We start from the raw sequence: 19,477 nt of genomic DNA, 5'->3' as shown, positions 1-19,477 counted from the left end.
TATGCCAGCTGATTTAAACGATTATTTTAACAAAAAAAGAAATGAAAACTCTAATAATAATGGTGGAAATGGATTTAAAAAACCAGATTTTAACTTTAAAAAACCTAATTTTGGTAAATTTTCGGGACTACTTTATGCTCTTATAGTTATAATAGCTATTTTTGCTATAGCAAGACCATTTGCTATAATACAATCAGGTCAAGTTGGAATTCTTTCAACTGCTGGTAAATTTGAACCAAATCCGCTTCAACCAGGACTTCATTTTTTTATACCATTTATACAAGAGATTATACCTGTTGATACAAAGGTTCGTATTATAAACTATACATCAAATGAGGATTCTGGCGAGATAAATGTAAGGGGCTCTGGAATTATTAGAAAAGCCTCTGTTTCTGTTTTAGATTCAAGAAATTTACCAGTTAGTGTTGATGTTACGGTTCAATATAGACTAAATGCTACAAACGCACCTCAGACCATAGCGGCTTGGGGACTTAGTTGGGAAAATAAAATCATAGATCCTGTCGTAAAAGAAATAGTAAGGGGCGTGGTTGCAAAATACACAGCAGAAGAACTTCCGTCAAATAGACAAGTAATTGCAAAAGATATAGATAAATTTATAAGAGATTATATAGACAATCTTCCAAATAAACCAGTAGAACTTTTGGCTGTTCAGCTTAGAGAAATTATTTTGCCACCAAAAGTTAAAGAGCAAATAGAGCGTGTTCAAATAGCTAAGCAAGAGGCCGAGAGAACAAAATATGAAGTTGAAAGAGCAAATCAAGAAGCTCTTAAAAAAGCAGCTCTTGCAAAAGGTAACGCTGAGGCTGTTAAGATAGAAGCACAAGGTAGAGCTGATGCTGTTAAAATAGAAGCGGACTCAACTGCGTATGCAAATAAAGAGATAGCAAAAAGCCTAGATAGATCTTTGCTTGAGTTAAAACAGATAGAAACTCAAGCTAAATTTAATGAAGCTTTAAAAGAAAATAGTGATGCTAAGATTTTCTTAACACCAGGCGGAGCTGTGCCAAATATATGGGTAGACACAAAGGATAAACCAAAACAAAGTGCTATTGAAAGTAAATAACAAATGAGTGAAATAAAAGTAGATTGGATAAAGATTGGCGGTCTTTTGCCAGTTATAGTTCAGGGCTTAGATAAAGAAGTTTTAATGCTTGCTTATATGAACGAAGAAGCTTTAAGATTAAGTTTAGAAACTAAATTTGCCCACTACTTTTCACGCTCTAAAAATAGAATTTGGAAAAAGGGTGAGGAAAGCGGAAATATCCAAATAATAAAAGATATATATTTAGATTGTGATAACGATACGCTTTTAATCATAGTTGATCAAGTAGGCGGATGTGCTTGTCATACGGGATCAAAAAGTTGTTTTTATAAAAAAATTGAGTTAGAAACAAGTGATATAAAAGAACAAAAAGCAGATATCAAAACCCGCTCTTATAACTTTTCAGATGAACTTTATCATACTATCTTAGATAGAAAACTAAATGGCGATCCAAAAATATCTTATGTGGCAAAGCTTTTTAACAAAGGTGAAAATTATTTTTTAAAGAAAATTTGTGAAGAAGCAAGTGAGCTAGCATTTGCGTGCAAAGATCTCAGCAAGGCTCAAAAATACTTTAAATTTAATCTTGAAAAATTTGGAGAGCATAGCGAAGATCCAAAATATGATGTTATTTATGAATGTGCTGATTTGATATTTCATATTTATGTTGCTTTGGCAAATTACAACATTCATCCAGAACAAATTTATGCAGAGTTACAAAAAAGATCCGCAATTAGCGGTATAGAAGAAAAAAATAGTAGAAGCAATAAATGAAATTTCTAAATCAGATAAAAGAATTCTTTGTTTTTTATCTTGATCACTGGTATTGGATAGATTTTGCATCAATTGTTTGGATAGTAATACTACTTTTTTTGTTGATTTTATTTTCTATTACTATTTTTACTAAAACACCCTTAGTATCTGTTTTTTTGCTAATGATTTCTTTTTTGATTGCTATTTTTTCTATTTTTTATGTTAATGATTATGTTGATAACATTGTTCGCAAAAGAGATACGAGCGTTGTTTTAACTAAAGAAATGAAATATTCTGATATATTACTTGTGGATGTAAATTTAACAAATTTATCAAAACATAAATTTAAATATTGTTCTATAAAACTTAAATTTATAAAAGATGGAAAAAACTTTATACAAAATTTTATCTATAAATTTAATCCGATTTATACCACATCTCAAAAAATATCATCGCCGCTTGATTTAAATGAAACCAGAAAAATTAATTTTTTGATAAAAAATTTTGGATATAAACCAAGTTATAAAATAATGGCAGATTCGGAGTGTTTTTAATGGGTTACTTTACTATATGGCATATTGCAGTGCTGATTTGTGCGATTTTGATATTTATTCTTATTTTATTATTAATGTATCTAAATAAAGACAAAATAAAAAATTTTTATGTCCTTATAGGACTTACCTTGTTGATAATCTCTATGGGTTCTTATACTATCATGATTTCACTAGATGATAAACTTAAAACGGCGGTTATTTCAGATGTTAGCACACAAAGAGTTTATATTAACGAAACCATAGTTTTCAAAGGTAATATCAGAAATACTAGTAAATATAATCTATCTAGATGCGATATTTACATTCAAATGAACTCTAGTCCTGGAAAATTACAAGATTTTAGCCGACATTTAACTAAGAAAAATGATTTTTTTAGCTTTTTGTATAAAAATGAAACAGAGGATTTAAAACCAGTGAAATCAAATGTGTATGTAGAGAATATCAAACCTTTTGAAATTCGTAGTTTTAGTGCTGTACTTTCATTTCCCCCTAATTTTACAGATCCTAAATTTGTTTATAAAGTTGATTGTAAATAAATTTATATTATTTATAAATTCTAATTTATTATATTATTTTTTTTATATAGTATAAATTTAGTTATATATTGTTACATTATTTAATATTGTTATTAACTATTAATCTAAATTTACAAAAAATTTATTTTATATTAAGTCTTATAGTGAGAAAATATAAAAATCTTAAGCTAAGGACAAATTAATGAAAAGCAAAATTTTATGGGGTTTACTTTCTATTTTGGCTGCATGGTGTTTTGGTGTACTTGCACTTCATAAAGGAGAAAGCATTAGTGCTATATGGATGATTGTAGCAAGTGTATGTATTTATATGATAGGATACCGCTTTTATGGTCGTTTTGTAGCTTATAAGGTTTTGGGGCTTGATGATAATCGTGCAACTCCCGCTGTGATTCGCAACGATGGGCGTGATTTTGTTCCAACAAATAAATATGTTTTATTTGGTCATCATTTTGCTGCTATTGCAGGTGCTGGCCCATTAGTTGGTCCTGTTGTTGCCGCTCAAATGGGCTATTTACCATCAATGATATGGTTACTAGTTGGCGTTGTCATAGCCGGTGCGGTGCATGATTTTGTCGTGCTTTTCATCTCAGTTAGAAGAAACGGAAAAAGCTTAGGTGAAATGATAAAAGAGGAAATGGGCACAGTAACTGGGGCTATTGCAATGATAGGAATTTTCTTTATAATGCTAATCATCGTAGCAATTCTTGCGATGGTTGTGGTAAATGCTTTAGCAAACTCTCCATGGGGATTTTTTACTATCGCCATGACAATTCCAATAGCAATTTTTATGGGGCTTTATATGAGATTTATTAGACCAGGTAGAGTTATAGAAGCTTCAATAATTGGTTTTGTACTTTTAATCTTAGCACTAATTTATGGCAATCATGTAGCAGCAGATCCAGTACTAGCAGCTTATTTTAGTTTTTCAAAAACTAGCCTAGCATGGATAATAATAGCTTATGGTTTTATAGCTTCTGTTCTTCCTGTTTGGTTTTTACTTGCTCCAAGGGATTATCTTTCAACTTTTCTTAAAATAGGTGTTATTGCTGGTATGGCTGTTGCTATTTTAATCGTAGCACCCGATCTTAAAATGCCTGCAATTACAGAATTTACAAACGGAACAGGACCAGTTTTTGCTGGAAAACTTTTTCCATTTTTATTTGTAACTATTGCTTGCGGAGCAATTTCAGGATTTCACGCATTGATTTCAAGTGGAACAACTCCAAAAATGGTTGAAAAAGAGGGTCAAACTCTATTTATCGGATATGGCTCAATGCTAATGGAAAGCATGGTTGGAATTATGGCATTAATTGCAGCTTGTATATTAACTCCTGAAATTTACTTTGCTATCAATACTCCTGCTTCTCTTTTGGGAGCTACATCAACAAGTGCAGCCGAATATATAAACACAACTCTTGCAAGCTTAGCGCAAATTGGCTTTCATATTACTCCAGAAGAAATTGATACTCTTGCAAAAAATATAGGGGAGAGCACAATTTTAAGCAGAACTGGTGGTGCTCCAACATTTGCTATAGGATTAACAATGCTTTTGCACGAAATTATGGGCGGAGAAGCTATGATGGGATTTTGGTATCACTTTGCGATACTATTTGAAGCTCTATTTATATTAACAGCTGTTGATGCAGGGACAAGAACAGGTAGATTTATGGTACAAGATATCTTAGGAAATATCTACAAACCAATGGCTAATACTTCAAATATGTTTTATGGAATAATCGCTACTTTAATATGTGTAACTGGATGGGGATACCTACTTTATGCAGGAGTTACAGATCCAATGGGCGGAATTTATACATTATGGCCACTTTTTGGTGCTTCAAATCAAATGCTTGCTGGCATGGCTCTACTTTTGGCAACTGTTATTATCTATAAAATGGGTAAATCCCAATATGCTTGGACAACAATAATACCTGCTATTTGGGTTTTGATAACTACGATGTATGCAGCCATTCAAAAACTTCTACCAGCAAATGGAGATAAAATTCACGATGCAGTTAGCCATGTAGCAGCAGCTCAAAATGCAGCAGCTAAGCTACCAACTTTAAATGATCCATTGGTAATTGCAAAAACTGAAGCAATTATTAGAAATAACATTGTTGATGCCGTGCTTTGTGGTTTATTTATGTTTGTAACCGTTGTTGTGATAATACAAACATTTAGAATTTGTAAAAAAATAAAAGATGGTAATAACACAGAATATCCACTTAGAGAAAGCGAGTATATAAATGCAAGTAAATTTAGTATGGAGTAAGATAAAAAATGGTTATAAAAATTTAGATAAAGCTTTATATCCATTAATAGGTCTTCCAAGCTATGAAAAATACTTAGAACATTTTAAAAAACACCACCCTGATAAAACTCCTCTTTCTAGAGGAGAGTTTATCAGAGAAGCACAGCTTGATAGATCCAAAAATGTAAAATGCTGATAAGCTTTTAATAAGCATAGTTTATGCTTTACATAAATTTAAGCTTTCAGTATGAATTTTGTTTATGGAAGTGTAATATTTATAACTAAGAAAATTTGATAGTTTTATAAATTATCTTAGTTAATTAATTTATAATATGCAATATGGTTTTATTAAATTTAGTAATATTTTTAATATCTTCAAGTTGAATTTTGATAGTATACAAGTTAATACAATATTAAAACGATATATTATATAATCTAAAATTAATTGATTTTAAGGTAAATATATAATGAAAAAGGTAATTTTATCGTGCATTTGTGCTTCTATGCTTTTTTGTGAAAATGCCGAAGAGCTTTATAAAAAAGCATTAGAATTTGAACAAAATGGCGATTTCAAAAGTGCTATGAAATATTATAAGATAAGTGCTAATCAAAGTTTAGAATTTGAAAATAAACTTCAAAAAGATATCACTTATAAACAACCTGTAATTCAAACCAAAACATCTTCTAGAAAAAGCTTATCTAATGATACTTTGGAAAATACTTTAGGTATTGAAATATATAAGCCTAATTATTTTGTATACGCATATGATTTTAGTGATAAAAATGATAGAAAAGATGGTGAAGCTAAATTTCAGATAAGCTTTCAAAAGCCAATTTCTTATGACTTGTTTGGTTTAGATGAGACTATTAGTGTTGCTTATTCGCAGCAGTCTTTTTGGCAAGTTGAAAAAGATTCATCCCCTTTTAGAGAAAGCAATTATGAGCCTGAAATGTTTATAACTATACCGGATAATTTTACAAATTATGGTTTTATAGATTGGGTTCGCTTTGGGATAAATCATCAATCAAATGGAGAAGATGGCGTAGAATCCAGATCTTGGAATAGAGCGTATGTATCTACTAAGCTTTTATTTGGTAATTTAAGCATAACGCCTAGAGCTTGGTATTCATTTAATCCCGATAAATATAATGATGATATAAGTAGCTATATGGGTTATGGCGATATAGAATTTGTTTATGATTTATATGGCCACAAACTTGCTGCTATGCTTAGGAATAATTTAAATTTCCATGATAATCGTGGTGCGGTAGAGCTTTCGTGGTATTTTCCATTATTTAATGATGTTTATGGATATTTACAATACTTTAATGGATATGGAGAAAGTCTGATTGATTACAATAGACAAGTAAATAAAGTTGGACTTGGTATAGCTATTTTAAAATAAATTACATTATAATATCAGATATAAACCTTGATATTTGGCTTTATCAAGGTTTATAATTTTTAAGCAGCTGGATAAACAGAAACTTTTTTTCTAGTTTTGTCTTTTCTTTCAAATTTAACAAAACCATCAATCAAAGCAAATATAGTATGGTCTTTGCCTATACCGACATTGCTGCCTGGATGAGTTGCTGTTCCTCTTTGGCGTATAATTATATTTCCAGCACGAACAAATTCGCCACCGAATTTTTTTACACCTAAGCGGCGGCCGATAGAATCACGGTTATTTTGAGTTGAACTCTGACCTTTTTTATGTGCCATTTTATCTCCTTAGGCTTTTATACTTATAACTTTTACGCGAGTAAATTGTCTTCTAAAACCGCGTTTTAGTTTTGAGTCTTTTCTTCTGCGTTTTTTATAGATAACGACTTTTTTATCTTTACCTAAATTAATCACTTCTAAGACAACTTTTGCACCCTCAACAAATGGTGCACCTACCTTTAAATTACCATCATTTACAGCTAAAATATCTGTAATTTCGATAGTATCTTTCTTCTCAGCTTCAAATCTATCAAGGTTAAGATAGTCACCCTCGCTAACCTTATACTGTTTGCCGCTGTGTTTGATAATAGCATACATCAAACTATCCTTTAAATTTTTGGTAAGACCAAAAAGCACTTTTTTATTATACTTAAAAAGATTTATGGAGCTTTTTTGGCTGTAAATTTTTATTATAGTTAAAAAATACTTAAAATATCGTAAAACTATCCTATAAAAATGCAGGATAGTTTTTAAAGACATTAAATATTAGAAACTAAAATCTGGTTGTGGTGTTTTTTGAGTACTAGCTGGAAACATAGGGTAGGTTACTTGTGGCATTTTGCCAGTTAGTGATTTTAAAAATGTTTTTATACTTTTTGTTTCCTCATCTGTTATTTCTATTCCAAGTTGAAGACTCCCCATTGTTTTTATCGCTTCTTCTATGTTCCAAATTGCGCCATTGTGAAAATATGGTGCAGTTAGTGTAATATTTCTAAGAGTAGGTGTTTTTACCATTCCGTTTGCATCACCTTTAAAATCACCAAGATTAGCAAATTTGTATTTTTTAGCAAGGTCAAAAGTTTGTATATTTCCACCTAAATTTATACCATTATGACAGGTTGCACAGCCTTTATCTAGGAATAGTTTTAATCCGTCTTGTTCGGCTTTGCTTAATGCTTTTTTGTCGCCTCTTAAAAATTGATCATATCTTGAAGGAGTTATAAGTGTTCTTTCAAACATAGCTATAGAATCTGCAATGTTATCAAATGTAACGCCTTCTTTTCCATATATTTTTTTAAAATCATCAACATATTGTGGCAATGAAGCGATTTTTTCGACAGCTAAATTAGCCGGAGTTGCCATTTCAACTGGATTTTCAATAGGACCTTTAGCTTGATCTGCTAAAGTTGAAGATCTTCCATCCCAAAATTGCGTTGTATTAAAAATAGAATTATATACAGTCGGAGAGTTAAGATGATGAGGGTTTTCTTTCCATCCATGCCCAACTGCTGCACTTACTCCATCAGTGCCTCCAAGACCTAGATTATGACAGGTATTGCAGCTTATAATTCCACTTTTTGAAAGCCTAGGTTCAAAATATAATTTTTTACCAAGTTCTGCTTTTTCTTTTGTAAATTTACCTGATTTTATACCAATATTTTTAAGTGCCTCATCAATTTCTTTTTGCGATTGAGGAAGAGGCTCTAAACCGAAGTCTTTTGCACTTTGTACTAAATCTGTGGCAAATGTAGAACTTGCAATTAGCATTGAAGCAACGATAGAAAAAAATTTCATTTTTACTCCTTAAAAAATTATTAAATTGAATTTTTATTCTACAATAAGATTTATTAAATAAATATAAAATAGTTGTAATAATGTTTTAGTTGCGTATATTTATAAATTTAAAATTACATTATTTAAAGATATATATTGTTATAATAGTCCTTAAATTTAATAATCTAGAGTTTACAAATGGCTGATGACGAAAAAACAGAAGAACCCACCTCCAAAAAGATTGAAGACGCTAGAAAAGAAGGAAATGTCCCAAAAAGTCAAGACTTATCGGGATTTATAACACTTCTTGTTGCACTTGTTTTGGTTTTTGTGATGATTCCATTTATTGGCAAACAACTTATTTTTTTATATCATTATTATCAAGGTTTGATTGGATTAGAATTTACAAAAGAGCTAGTTTATCAAATAGTTATAACCTCAATTCTAAGAACACTAATGATGGTGCTTCCGATAACTATCAGTGTTGCTATAGCTGGAATTATAGGAAATGTTATGCAGTTTGGATTTATATTTACAACAAAACCTCTTGAGTTTAATTTGAATAAAATAAATCCATTAAGTGGCTTAAAAAAACTCTTTTCCGTTAAAAAACTTATTGAGAGTGCAAAAATTATCTTAAAAGTTAGTTTAGTTTTTATAATAGCATTTTATTTTTTGCTATCTTTTGTAAAAGAGTTACCGCGAACTCTACTTTTTACAATGTTTTCTCAACTGTTGTGGTTGAGAGAAAAAATTATGATATTAGCAGCAGTTATGCTAATGCTTTTTTTGGTAATTTCTCTTTTAGATATTTTGCTTGTGAGATTTCAATACTTTAAAAGTCTTAGAATGAGCAAACAAGAGATAAAAGATGAATATAAACAAATGGAAGGAGATCCGCAAATAAAAAGTAAAATCAGAAGTTTGCAACGACAAATGGCACAGCGTAGAATGATGCAAAATATTCCAGTTGCCGATGTTGTTATTACAAACCCAACACATTATGCAGTTGCACTAAGATATGACAAAACAAAGGAAAATGCTCCAATTGTGCTAGCAAAAGGCGTTGATCATTTAGCTCTTAAAATAAGAGCCATCGCAACCGAGCATCAAATTCCTATAATAGAAAATCCACCTCTTGCAAGAGAATTATATAAAGTTTGTGATATAGAAGATGAAATACCTGCTAATTTATATAGGGCGGTTGCCGAAGTTCTTAGTTTTGTATATACAAGCAATAAAGCTAAATTTAAAAATAGACTATAACTAGACTATTTTTGCACATTTTCAATACTATCTAAAACTGATTTTTGTGTTTTAACATCGTTTTTATTTACTTTAAAATAAATTTTTACAGATTTAGAATTACTATTTTTAAGAATATTTTTTGTAGATGTATGTGCTGAAAAAGTTAGCATTTTTGAGTCTATTCCATTTTGTGATAAAAGTTGAGTTACATTGTAAGCTCTTTGTGAAGCTAGTTTAAAATTTTCTAAATCATCACTATAATCATCTGCATAACCACGCACTTCTACATTTACTTGTGGAGGTAATTTTTTAATACTAAGAGATACTATTTTTATAAAATTTATTATATCTGGATCATTTATATCAGAGCTTCTTGGAGAAAATTTTATTGAAGCAGGAAAATCAAGGGCAACTTGCGATTCTTTTTGATCTAATAGCGACATAAGCTCTTCACCAACTTCAGATTCTGCATTTGCAGATGATTTTTTACTACCTAGTGCATCTTTATTTGTATTTTCCGTTCCGCCAGGTTTTTGTCCTTTTAGTGTAACTGTTTTTGGATGATCAAAAATTTTTATAAATTCAGTCTGTAATGCTTCTGTCTTGCTTTTACTTGAATCAGAAATAGCCCAAAGAGCAATAAACAAAGCTAGCAGTAGTGATAAAAAGTCCGCATACGGAACAGCCCATCTTTCTCCAGCTGGACACTCTTGGGGTTTTTTCTTTTTTGCCATTTTTATCCTTAACTAAATTGCGAAACTCTAGGTTCACCTTGAGGCAAATAGTTAAATAGTTTTGCTTCTAAATTTCTAGGATTTGCTCCTTCTGAAATTCCAACAATTGCTTCTATTATGATTATTTTTTGTTTTATTAAATCTTTTGCATTTGATGCCATTTTTGTTCCAAATGGTATAAAAAATGCATAAGCACCCATAATTCCAGTAACTGTTGCTGTAAATGCACCAGCAATACCAGCAGCCATTGCAGCAGGATCAGAAAGCAACCCAAGAGCTAGCATAAGACCCATAACAGCACCAACTAGACCAAAAGTTGGAGCACTCTCTCCAGCTCTCATCCAATAATGACTACATTCATGATAATACTCTTCAACTGATTCTAGTTGTAGTTCTAAATTTTCTTTTATTTCATCTATTGGTTGCCCATCTATCATCATCATCATACCGTCTTTTAAAAAAAGATCTTCTATATCATTTGTTTTTGATTCTAATGCTAAAATACCATCTTTTCTAGCTATTGTTGAATACTCAACCATCATGGATATAGTTTGAGCGAAATTGACATTTGCACCTTTAAATACTAATTTTAATTCTTTAAAAGCAGCTTTTACATATCTTTTATGCGTAGCTGTAACAGAAGCAAACATGGTTGTTGGTATAACTATCAAAAATGATGATAGGTGTATAACATGGAGGGGATTTCCGCCCTCAAGTATATCTCCAACTGATATACTTGTGATTGCCAAAACTAGACCTAGTAAAGTAGATAAATCCATTTAATCTCCATTAATAATTATTTTACAATTATACTTCAAATTTCTTAAAAATCGTATTAAATTTATTATTTTAAATCTCCCCAATTGTTAGCCATGTTTAGACTAGTTTTTAGCGGAACATTTAGTTTTATTATATTTTGCATTATATTTTGAGCTTTTATGGCAAATTCATCTATAAGTTCATTTTTTACCTCAAAAACCAATTCATCGTGAATTTGAAGTAGCATTTTTATATCCTTATTTAGATATTTTGAAATTTCAAACATAGCAAGTTTTATGATATCAGCCGCACTTCCTTGAAATTTAGTATTTACTGCCTCTCTTTCGTAAGCAGCAAGTTGCATAGGTGTTGCTTTTGAAAAATCAAAATACCTCTTTCTACCAAGTAAAGTTGTAGTAAAACCACTATTTTTAGTATCATTTTTAATATTTTCTAAAAAATCTTTTATAGTTGAAAATGCTTGAAAATATTTTTCTATATACTCTTTTGCTTCACTTTTTGATATATTTATTTGGTTTGCTAGTTTGTTTGAACCCATTCCATAGATAAGTCCAAAATTTATGCTTTTTGCTATAGCTCTATATTCTCCCTCGCTACTTCCAAATATGCTAATAGCCGTTCTTGAGTGTATATCTTCATCATTTTTAAAAGCTTCTAAAAGCGCAGGATCTTTACTAAAATGTGCAAGAAGTCTTAGTTCTATTTGCGAGTAATCAAGTGAAATTAGCTTATATCCACTACTAGCTTCAAATACTTCTCTCATCTGTTTTGCTAAACTTCCCCTTGCTGGTATATTTTGTAAATTTGGATTTTTACTTGAAAGTCTGCCTGTTGCTGTGCCTGTTTGGATAAAGTTTGTAAAAACTTTATTTTCTTTATCTTTCATAGCTAGGCTAAAAAGAGGTTCACAATATGTGCTTTGAAGTTTATAAAGTTCTCTGTATGAGAGAATTTTTTCTATTACAGGGTGCTCTTTTAAAAGTGAGTTTAATACATTTTCATTTGTACTATAACCAGTTTTTGTCTTTTTACTAGTCGGTAATTTTAGTTTTTCAAAAAGCACTTCCCCAAGTTGTTTTGGTGAGTTTATGTTAAATTTTTCGCCACTCATTTCGTAAATTTCATCAGTGAGAGTTTTTAAATTTTTTTCATTTGAGCTAATGAGTTCTTTTAGTTTTTCTAAATTTAACTTTATGCCGTTATTTTCCATATCTAAAAGGACTTTTATGAATGGAAATTCCAAATTACAAGCCAAGTTAAAAAGATTTTCATCAAGTGAATTTTTTAGTGTATTAAAAAATTTTAATGTTATCCAAGCATCTTCGCTTGCGTATTTTAAAGCACTTTGGACATCTATGCTTGCAAAATTTTCACCCTTTTTAACAACTTCTTCAAATTTTATAGTATCATAATCATAAAGTCTTTTTGCAAGATTATCCATACCAACGCTAAGTTCAGGGTTATCAAGCCAAGCTAGTATCATAGTATCAGCATATTTTTGTGGTAAATTTACACCAAGACAATTTTTTACAATATTAAAATCATATTTCAAATTTTGACCTATAACATAACCTTTGAAAATCTGTTCTACTGCCCATTTAGCAGTTTGTAAACTAACTTGTTTTGGCGCTCCTAAGTATTTGTGAGCTAGTGGTACATAGTAACTTTTTGTATCATTAAAACAAAATGAAAAACCTACAATGTCCGCATTTTTGCTATCAATGCTCGTTGTTTCTGTGTCAAAACTTATGAGAGTATCTTCATTTATATCATAAAGCAGTTCATTTAATGTTTCTTCATCAAGTATCAAAACTGGCTCAAAGCTTGAAATAACTTTATCTGTTTTTGTTTGTAAATTTGAAATAATGCGATTTAATGAGTAATCCTTTAAAATATCTATAACATTTAAAAGCGGATTATATTTAGGGAACTCGGCTTTTTTTATATCTGGAATTTCCAAATCATCATATAAAGAGGCTAATTTTTTGCTAAGAAACGCATTTTCCTTGCCTTCAATCAAAAGATTTCTAGTTCTTTCATTTCTTATAAGACTTAAATTTGAGTAAATTTCTTCTAAATTTTTAAACTCATCTAATAGTTTTTTTGCACCTTTTTCTCCTATGCCTTTAATTCCTGGTATATTATCTGCACTATCGCCACAAATTGCCAAAAAATCTATCATTTGCTGAGGATAAACTCCGTATTTTTCAAAGCAACCATTTCTATCGTAAAGCTCTTTTTTTGCAGCTGAATATATACTAACATTATCTGATATGAGCTGGTAAAGATCTTTATCGTGCGTTACTATATTTATCTGCATATCATTTTTAAATTTTTTTACAACGCTTGCTATGATATCATCTGCTTCATATCCTTCTTTGCTAAGACTGTAAAGTCCCATTTTTTCTATCATATCTATGCAAACTACAAGCTGCTCTTTTAAGTCTTCTGGCGGACTTATTCTATTCATTTTATAGTTTGGATCAATCTCACTTCTAAATGTTTTTCCTTTGCTATCAAGTGCAAAAATTATATAATCGCTTCTAAATTCGTCTTTTAAATTCATTATGAAATTTGCAAAACCATTTACCATGCCGCTTGGCTTACCATCTTTTGATTTTAGTGAAGTCATAGCATAATAAAGTCTGAAAAAAAATCCAAATGTATCAACTATTGTTAAAGTTTTCATGGCACTCTCCTAAATTTTTCTATATTTTTTACAAAAGCTGCAAAGTTTAGAGTTATGTAAGCTTATCCCAAGCCCCATAAGGGTAATTACACCAAGATAAGTTGTAAACATATCTAATAAAAAATAAAACACTAGATCATTTTTTGATAAATTTGTTTTAGAAGTAAAATAAATTGATATTAAAATAGCGATTATAAAAATACCAATATGCTTAACTTTTTTTGGTACTTTTATGAAAAAACTCAGTATAAAAAATGGCAAAAGACAAATTATACCTCTTAACATCGTGCTTATAAAAAGATAAATTGCTATCATTTTTTGTCCTTTAGCTCGTAACTTAGATACTCTCCTGTATAAGAATGAGTCTTTTTGTAGTTTTTAGCTAAGTCTTTTGGAGAGCCGGTTGCTATTACTTTTCCGCCACCACTTCCACCTTCTGGTCCCATATCTATGAGATAATCGCAATTTTTTATGATATCCATATTGTGTTCTATTACAAAAACTGAATTTCCAAGATCAACTAAATGCTGTAAAACTTTTGTCAGTTTGTCAATATCTGCAAAATGAAGTCCAGTTGTTGGTTCATCCAATATATAAAGAGTATTTCCAGTATCGCTTCTACTTAATTCTTTTGCAAGTTTTATCCTTTGAGCTTCTCCGCCACTTAGCGTGGTTGCATTTTGTCCAAGAGTAATATATCCAAGTCCAACATCTTGTAAAGTGTGTAATATAGAGTGTATTTTTGGCACAGCCTTAAAAAATTCCAATGCTTCATCAACGCTCATATTGAGCACATCTGAAATATTTTTACCTTTATATAAAATTTCTAATGTTTGAGCATTATATCTAGAACCATTACAAGCATCGCAAGCTACCGTAATATCTGGTAAAAAGTGCATTTCTATTTTTATTTCACCATCGCCCCCGCATTTTTCACATCTTCCGCCTTTTACATTAAAACTAAATCTACCTATCTTATATCCGCGAAGTTTGGCTTCTTTTGTCGAAGCAAAGAGATTTCTTATCTCATCCATTACGCCTGTATAAGTTGCTGGATTACTTCTAGGGGTTCTGCCAATTGGACTTTGATCAAGATAAATTACTTTATCTAGTTTTTCAAGCCCATCTATGATAACGCCTTTTATTTTTTTTATCTTCTTAGCATGATTTAGTTGTTCTAATGCATTAGGAAGAAGAGTTTGAAGTATAAGAGAGCTTTTTCCACTTCCGCTAACGCCAGTAATTCCTACTAAATTTCTAAGCGGAAATTTGGTGCTTAAATTTGAAATATTATTTATATTTACATTTTTTATCTCTAAGAAGTCATCTTGTTTTCTATTTTTATAATAATCTATACTTTTCTCGCCATTTAGATATTTTGCGGTTTGAGTGTCTGATTTTAACAAAGATGCCACATCTCCGCTAAAAACAACATTTCCCCCGTGCATTCCAGCTCCTGGTCCAATGTCTACTACAAAGTCCGCTTCTTCTATCGTTTTTTTATCATGCTCTACAACTATAACTGAGTTTCCTTTTTCTTGCAAGCTTCTAAGAGTTGCTATTAGTTTTGCTGTATCTCTTTCGTGAAGCCCAATACTAGGCTCATCTAAAACATACATTACACCACTTAAACCGCTTCCTATTTGAGAAGCTATCCTTATCCTTTGAGCTTCTCCTCCACTTATTGTTCTAGCGTCTCGCCCTAAACTTAGATATCCAAGACCAACATTTTTAAGAAAATAAAGCCTTGCATTAATTTCGTTTAGTATAGGCAAAGCTATCATTTTTTCTTGTTCATTTAGATAACTAAAATTTTTTTCATCACTAAAAAAATCTACACATTTTTCTATACTCATATCCAAGATATCGCCAATTCCTTTTCCTGCTACTTTAACACTCAAGCTTTCTGGTTTTAGTCTATGTCCGTTACAATCAGGGCAAATTTTCTCACTCATGAAATTTTCTAAATCTTTATGATCTTTTAAAATATCATATGCCATCTTTACAACGCCTTCAAATTTATGCGTTAGTTTGTGTCTTTTCCATAAAAAGTTGATATCTTTTACGCTTCCATAAAGTAGCAACTTTTGATCATCTTGGCTTAATTCGCAGTAAGGAATATTTGTTTTTATACCCATTTGTTCGCAAAATGCTTGCAAAAATTTAGCATAATAGCTTTTAAAAAAACCATGCATTATCTTTATAGCTCCGCCTGATATAGTTGCATTTTCGTTTATAATTTTTGTTAAATCTAGGCTAAATCTTATCCCAAGACCATCGCAACTTTCGCACGCTCCTTTTGGTGAGTTAAAACTAAAAGATAGTGGTTCAAGTGGTTTAAAAGAAATTTTACAATCAAAACAAGCCATGTGTTCACTAAAATGAATGTGATGATTTTTTATATCAAGTTCTTTTGCATTTGCTATATCAATCTCAACTTCTCCAAAACTCTCGTGCAAAGCTTTTTCTATATCATCTGCTATCCTAGCTGAGTTTTCTTTACTTACTCCAACTCTATCTATGATAATCGAAATAGAGTGTTTTTTTGTTTTGCTAAGCTCTATTTCCTCATCTAAACGCACAATAACACCATCAATTATTGCTCTAACATAGCCTTTATTTCTCATATTTTCTATGATATCTGCAAAAGTTCCTTTTTTTTCGCGAACTATCGGGGAAATAATGGAAATTTTTGCTCCATCTGGTAGTTTTAAAATTTCATTTATGATATCGCTTGCACTCATTTTTGATATTGGTTTGCCACATTTATGGCAGTGTTGAATGCCAATTCTTGCATATAATAAACGCATATAATCATAAATTTCAGTTATAGTTCCAACGGTTGAGCGAGGATTTTTAGATGTTGTTTTTTGATCTATTGCTATTGCAGGAGTTAAGCCTTCTATTTTAACTACATCTGGTTTTGCAATGCGGTCTAAAAATTGCCTTGCATATGAACTTAGGCTTTCTAAATATCTTCTTTGACCCTCAGCATAAAGCGTATCAAATGCAAGTGTGCTTTTACCACTTCCACTAAGTCCTGTAAAAACTACAAGTTTATTTTTAGGAATTTTTAAATTTATATTTTTTAGATTATGTTGTTTAGCACCAATTACATTTATAATATCATTCATTGTTTTTCCTAACTTTGATAAATCAAAATCAATCTTTAATTATATGAAAAAAAGTATAACATATGTTTAAATTTATAAACTTATATTATAAATTGATATATAATTTTGCGAAAATTTAAAGGAGAGAGATGAAATATTTGAAACAAATTATGATTATTTTAGGAATATCTTTTTTAGCCGAAATGCTAAGCTATGATTTACCAGGAAACATACCAAGTAGTATTTATGGGCTTGTTATTATGTTTTTTGCACTTTATTTTAAGGTAATAAAAGTTCATCAAATAAGAGAAAGCGTAGTGTTTTTTATCGAAATTATGCCAATAATTTTTATACCAGCTGGAGTTGGACTTATAAATTCACAAAATGAAATTTTAAAAAATTTTTTTCCAATTATTACTATAACATTTATTAGCACTATTGTAGTTATGCTTGCAAGTGCTTTTATGACACAGATTATCTGTAATGCTACTAAAAAAGATAAAGAAGATAATCTATGAGAGAAGTTTTTTTAAATTCTGCATTTTTTGGTGTATTTTTGTGTTTATTTACACATCAAATTGGTCTTTTGATAAAAAGAAAGTTTAAATTTGCTATATTAAACCCACTTTTAATAGCGATAATTTTGTGTATATTATGCTTGTATTTTTTTGATATGCCTTATGAGAAATTTAATGCAAGTGCGAAGCATATCAGCTTTTTTCTAACTCCAGCTACTATTTGTCTTGCGGTTCCACTTTATGAACAACTTGAATTATTAAAACATAACTATGTTGCAATATTAATGGGGCTTGTAAGCGGTGTATTTTTTGGATTATTAAGCATTTTTGCACTAAGTATGCTTTTAGGGTTAGATCACCAAATGTATGTAACAATGCTACCAAAATCCGTAACAACGCCAATTGGCATAGGCATATCTCATCAATTAGGTGGCATAGTTACCATAACTGTTGGTGTCATACTCATAACTGGTATTTTTGGTAGCGTTATAGCAGATAGTTTATTTAAAATTTTTAAAATAAAAAATAAAATAGCAAAAGGCATTTCACTTGGTTGCGCATCTCATGCTATGGGAACTGCCAAAGCTATAGAATATGGCGACATAGAAGGTGCGATGGCGTCTTTATCCATAGCAGTAAGCGGGCTTTTAACAGTTGTAGGTGCATCTATATTTGCTAGATTTTTTTAAAATTATAAGGATAAATAGTGATAATATCTATAGGAAGACAAACAGGAAGTGGCGGTAGAGAGATAGCTTATAAGCTGTCAAATGAGTTAAATTTTACATATTTAAATAAAGAAAAATTACTTCAAAAAGCCAAAGATTTTGGTTATTTTGAAGAAATGAATAGACTTTATAAGGAAAAACCGGTAAATTCGCTTTTACAAGCTATTGTAAAAAATGAAGTTGCACTAGAAAAAAAAGATAATATAAGAAAAATTTATAACGAACTTACAAAAGATGGAGATTATATCATCGTTGGTAGATGTGCTAATTATTTTTTAAGGCAAAACAGAGAGTTTTTATCCGTATTTTTACACGCTAGTGCTGAGTTTAAGACTAAAAGAATTATGGAACAAGAAAATTTAAATAAGCAAAATGCATTAGAATATATGGAGCTAGAAGACACAAACAGAGAGTCATTTCACAACTACTATACAAATGAAAAATGGGGAGATAGCATTTATTATGATTTATGCATAGATACATCTAAATTTGGTATAGAAAAAACTATAAAATTTATAATAAATGCCATAAAAAATTTATAAATTTATCCAAACACAACCTCTTTAAGAGTTAATAAAAACATGGAAACATAAAGGACTAAAAGCCACATTTTTTGAGTAGATTTCTCTATTTTGTGGCTTGTTATAGTTCCAAAATATACCCCCACAAGACTACCAAGTCCTAAAAGAGTGCCAGCTATATAATTTACATGTCCATTTATGGCAAGAGAGATAAATCCACTTACTGCACTAAAAATAACAAAAAATAGCCCCATAGAAACTGCTTTTTTGATATCAACACCAAAGAATCCAACCAAAATAGGCGTTAAGAAAAGTGCTCCACCAATGCCCATACTTATCGCAAATGCTCCTATACAAAATCCTATTATAAAAAGTATAAAGTTTGATGGATTTTTTGGATTGGAGTTTAAATTTGATTTAAAAAATTTTAAAATAGCTATAAGAAGTGCCAAAAGCAACCCAATTTCAAGGACTTTTGAACTAACTGCAGAGACTATAAAACCACTAAATCCAGCTCCTACAAAGCCACCAAGTCCTACAAAAATTCCCTCATCAACTTTGAGTTTACCTTTTTTGTAATTAACATAAGAGCCAAAAGTTGAACTAAAAAGCATTTGAAGTATTGAAATTCCAACAGCTGTTTTTATGTCATATCCCATACTCATAACAAGTGGAACTACGATAGTTCCGCCACCTATGCCAAAAAATCCACCACAAAAACCAGCAAATATACCAGAAACGATTAAAAGAATGATTTCCATCGTGCCAACAC

Annotated in this window: 20 protein-coding genes; 11 read left to right on the top strand and 9 right to left on the bottom strand. The window is 30.5% G+C overall.

What is annotated here, in order from left to right; genetic code table 11:
* Position 1 precedes the first annotated feature (1 nt).
* The 7 genes from CSPB_RS01520 (at position 2) to CSPB_RS01490 (ending at position 6,563) form a co-directional block, all read left to right on the top strand.
* Positions 2–1,084 carry an SPFH domain-containing protein gene (locus CSPB_RS01520; protein WP_089192884.1) on the top strand — a complete coding sequence of 361 codons (1,083 nt, stop codon included), beginning with the start codon at positions 2–4 and terminating at the stop codon, positions 1,082–1,084.
* A gap of 3 nt (positions 1,085–1,087) precedes the next feature.
* Complete coding sequence (hisI, locus tag CSPB_RS01515) at positions 1,088–1,837, top strand: phosphoribosyl-AMP cyclohydrolase (RefSeq protein WP_089192883.1); 750 nt, start codon at positions 1,088–1,090, stop codon at positions 1,835–1,837.
* Positions 1,834–2,370: a DUF2393 family protein gene (locus tag CSPB_RS01510; protein ID WP_089192882.1), complete on the top strand. Its 537-nt coding sequence runs from the start codon at positions 1,834–1,836 to the stop codon at positions 2,368–2,370. The genes hisI and CSPB_RS01510 overlap by 4 nt, the downstream gene beginning before the upstream one ends.
* A complete protein-coding gene (locus CSPB_RS01505) occupies positions 2,370–2,906 on the top strand; it encodes a DUF2393 family protein (protein ID WP_151899133.1) in 537 nt (178 codons plus the stop codon). The genes CSPB_RS01510 and CSPB_RS01505 overlap by 1 nt, the downstream gene beginning before the upstream one ends.
* 181 nt (positions 2,907–3,087) lie before the next feature.
* The gene (locus CSPB_RS01500; protein ID WP_089192880.1) at positions 3,088–5,178 is read left to right on the top strand and encodes a carbon starvation CstA family protein; all 2,091 of its coding nucleotides are present in this window, start codon (positions 3,088–3,090) and stop codon (positions 5,176–5,178) included.
* Complete coding sequence (locus CSPB_RS01495) at positions 5,153–5,353, top strand: CstA-like transporter-associated (seleno)protein (protein ID WP_089192879.1); 201 nt, start codon at positions 5,153–5,155, stop codon at positions 5,351–5,353. Before CSPB_RS01500 ends, CSPB_RS01495 begins: the two co-directional genes overlap by 26 nt.
* 271 nt (positions 5,354–5,624) lie before the next feature.
* Positions 5,625–6,563 carry a phospholipase A gene (locus CSPB_RS01490; protein ID WP_089192878.1) on the top strand — a complete coding sequence of 313 codons (939 nt, stop codon included), beginning with the start codon at positions 5,625–5,627 and terminating at the stop codon, positions 6,561–6,563.
* A gap of 59 nt (positions 6,564–6,622) precedes the next feature.
* Here the strand turns inward: CSPB_RS01490 and rpmA are convergent, their stop codons facing one another.
* The 3 genes from rpmA to CSPB_RS01475 all read right to left on the bottom strand — a co-directional run bounded on the left by rpmA (position 6,623) and on the right by CSPB_RS01475 (position 8,395).
* Complete coding sequence (gene rpmA / locus CSPB_RS01485; RefSeq protein WP_089181975.1) at positions 6,623–6,880, bottom strand: 50S ribosomal protein L27; 258 nt, start codon at positions 6,878–6,880, stop codon at positions 6,623–6,625.
* A gap of 9 nt (positions 6,881–6,889) precedes the next feature.
* Positions 6,890–7,198, bottom strand: a complete 309-nt coding sequence (gene rplU / locus CSPB_RS01480) for a 50S ribosomal protein L21 (protein WP_089192877.1) — start codon at positions 7,196–7,198, stop codon at positions 6,890–6,892.
* A gap of 168 nt (positions 7,199–7,366) precedes the next feature.
* Positions 7,367–8,395, bottom strand: coding sequence for a cytochrome-c peroxidase (locus CSPB_RS01475; RefSeq protein WP_089192876.1), 1,029 nt, complete (start codon positions 8,393–8,395; stop codon positions 7,367–7,369).
* A gap of 177 nt (positions 8,396–8,572) precedes the next feature.
* Between CSPB_RS01475 and flhB the strand changes: the two genes are divergently transcribed.
* Complete coding sequence (flhB, locus tag CSPB_RS01470) at positions 8,573–9,640, top strand: flagellar biosynthesis protein FlhB (RefSeq protein WP_089192875.1); 1,068 nt, start codon at positions 8,573–8,575, stop codon at positions 9,638–9,640.
* Between the two features lie 5 nt (positions 9,641–9,645).
* On the opposite strand, the gene motB is transcribed toward flhB, so the two are convergent.
* From motB to uvrA, 5 genes are all read right to left on the bottom strand, one after another.
* Positions 9,646–10,356: a flagellar motor protein MotB gene (motB, locus tag CSPB_RS01465; protein ID WP_089192874.1), complete on the bottom strand. Its 711-nt coding sequence runs from the start codon at positions 10,354–10,356 to the stop codon at positions 9,646–9,648.
* A gap of 8 nt (positions 10,357–10,364) precedes the next feature.
* Positions 10,365–11,135: a flagellar motor stator protein MotA gene (gene motA / locus CSPB_RS01460; protein WP_033916880.1), complete on the bottom strand. Its 771-nt coding sequence runs from the start codon at positions 11,133–11,135 to the stop codon at positions 10,365–10,367.
* Between the two features lie 65 nt (positions 11,136–11,200).
* Positions 11,201–13,825 carry a DNA polymerase I gene (gene polA / locus CSPB_RS01455; protein WP_089192873.1) on the bottom strand — a complete coding sequence of 875 codons (2,625 nt, stop codon included), beginning with the start codon at positions 13,823–13,825 and terminating at the stop codon, positions 11,201–11,203.
* Positions 13,826–13,834: 9 nt separating this feature from the next.
* Positions 13,835–14,140, bottom strand: coding sequence for a hypothetical protein (locus tag CSPB_RS01450; protein ID WP_089192872.1), 306 nt, complete (start codon positions 14,138–14,140; stop codon positions 13,835–13,837).
* Entirely contained in the window at positions 14,137–16,959 is a 2,823-nt protein-coding gene (gene uvrA / locus CSPB_RS01445; protein ID WP_089192871.1) for an excinuclease ABC subunit UvrA, read from the bottom strand. The genes CSPB_RS01450 and uvrA overlap by 4 nt, the downstream gene beginning before the upstream one ends.
* Before the next feature lie 128 nt (positions 16,960–17,087).
* Between uvrA and CSPB_RS01440 the strand changes: the two genes are divergently transcribed.
* From CSPB_RS01440 to CSPB_RS01430, 3 genes are read left to right on the top strand one after another with little or no spacing between them, the layout of a single operon-like run.
* Positions 17,088–17,456: a CidA/LrgA family protein gene (locus CSPB_RS01440; protein WP_089192870.1), complete on the top strand. Its 369-nt coding sequence runs from the start codon at positions 17,088–17,090 to the stop codon at positions 17,454–17,456.
* The gene (locus tag CSPB_RS01435; RefSeq protein WP_033916875.1) at positions 17,453–18,145 is read left to right on the top strand and encodes an LrgB family protein; all 693 of its coding nucleotides are present in this window, start codon (positions 17,453–17,455) and stop codon (positions 18,143–18,145) included. The genes CSPB_RS01440 and CSPB_RS01435 overlap by 4 nt, the downstream gene beginning before the upstream one ends.
* Positions 18,146–18,162: 17 nt before the next feature.
* The gene (locus CSPB_RS01430) at positions 18,163–18,726 is read left to right on the top strand and encodes a cytidylate kinase-like family protein (RefSeq protein WP_161492173.1); all 564 of its coding nucleotides are present in this window, start codon (positions 18,163–18,165) and stop codon (positions 18,724–18,726) included.
* Between the two features lie 2 nt (positions 18,727–18,728).
* Here the strand turns inward: CSPB_RS01430 and CSPB_RS01425 are convergent, their stop codons facing one another.
* A complete protein-coding gene (locus CSPB_RS01425; protein ID WP_089192868.1) occupies positions 18,729–19,466 on the bottom strand; it encodes a sulfite exporter TauE/SafE family protein in 738 nt (245 codons plus the stop codon).
* Positions 19,467–19,477: the final 11 nt, after the last annotated feature.

Source organism: Campylobacter sputorum, from assembly GCF_002220775.1.
Classification (GTDB): Bacteria; Campylobacterota; Campylobacteria; order Campylobacterales; family Campylobacteraceae; genus Campylobacter_F; species Campylobacter_F bovis.
This window is presented reverse-complemented; position numbering and strand designations above follow the sequence as displayed.

What these genes read in the sequence shown, in the direction of transcription:
- CSPB_RS01475 (WP_089192876.1), bottom strand. Translation starts at nt 8,395, where the DNA reads ATGAAATTTTTTTCTATCGTTGCTTCAATGCTAATTGCAAGTTCTACA.
- CSPB_RS01425 (WP_089192868.1), bottom strand. Translation starts at nt 19,466, where the DNA reads ATGGAAATCATTCTTTTAATCGTTTCTGGTATATTTGCTGGTTTTTGT.
- rpmA (WP_089181975.1), bottom strand. Translation starts at nt 6,880, where the DNA reads ATGGCACATAAAAAAGGTCAGAGTTCAACTCAAAATAACCGTGATTCT.
- flhB (WP_089192875.1), top strand. Translation starts at nt 8,573, where the DNA reads ATGGCTGATGACGAAAAAACAGAAGAACCCACCTCCAAAAAGATTGAA.
- CSPB_RS01435 (WP_033916875.1), top strand. Translation starts at nt 17,453, where the DNA reads ATGAGAGAAGTTTTTTTAAATTCTGCATTTTTTGGTGTATTTTTGTGT.
- CSPB_RS01450 (WP_089192872.1), bottom strand. Translation starts at nt 14,140, where the DNA reads ATGATAGCAATTTATCTTTTTATAAGCACGATGTTAAGAGGTATAATT.
- polA (WP_089192873.1), bottom strand. Translation starts at nt 13,825, where the DNA reads ATGAAAACTTTAACAATAGTTGATACATTTGGATTTTTTTTCAGACTT.
- rplU (WP_089192877.1), bottom strand. Translation starts at nt 7,198, where the DNA reads ATGTATGCTATTATCAAACACAGCGGCAAACAGTATAAGGTTAGCGAG.
- CSPB_RS01520 (WP_089192884.1), top strand. Translation starts at nt 2, where the DNA reads ATGCCAGCTGATTTAAACGATTATTTTAACAAAAAAAGAAATGAAAAC.
- motA (WP_033916880.1), bottom strand. Translation starts at nt 11,135, where the DNA reads ATGGATTTATCTACTTTACTAGGTCTAGTTTTGGCAATCACAAGTATA.
- hisI (WP_089192883.1), top strand. Translation starts at nt 1,088, where the DNA reads ATGAGTGAAATAAAAGTAGATTGGATAAAGATTGGCGGTCTTTTGCCA.
- CSPB_RS01490 (WP_089192878.1), top strand. Translation starts at nt 5,625, where the DNA reads ATGAAAAAGGTAATTTTATCGTGCATTTGTGCTTCTATGCTTTTTTGT.
- CSPB_RS01495 (WP_089192879.1), top strand. Translation starts at nt 5,153, where the DNA reads ATGCAAGTAAATTTAGTATGGAGTAAGATAAAAAATGGTTATAAAAAT.
- uvrA (WP_089192871.1), bottom strand. Translation starts at nt 16,959, where the DNA reads ATGAATGATATTATAAATGTAATTGGTGCTAAACAACATAATCTAAAA.
- motB (WP_089192874.1), bottom strand. Translation starts at nt 10,356, where the DNA reads ATGGCAAAAAAGAAAAAACCCCAAGAGTGTCCAGCTGGAGAAAGATGG.
- CSPB_RS01500 (WP_089192880.1), top strand. Translation starts at nt 3,088, where the DNA reads ATGAAAAGCAAAATTTTATGGGGTTTACTTTCTATTTTGGCTGCATGG.
- CSPB_RS01510 (WP_089192882.1), top strand. Translation starts at nt 1,834, where the DNA reads ATGAAATTTCTAAATCAGATAAAAGAATTCTTTGTTTTTTATCTTGAT.
- CSPB_RS01440 (WP_089192870.1), top strand. Translation starts at nt 17,088, where the DNA reads ATGAAATATTTGAAACAAATTATGATTATTTTAGGAATATCTTTTTTA.
- CSPB_RS01505 (WP_151899133.1), top strand. Translation starts at nt 2,370, where the DNA reads ATGGGTTACTTTACTATATGGCATATTGCAGTGCTGATTTGTGCGATT.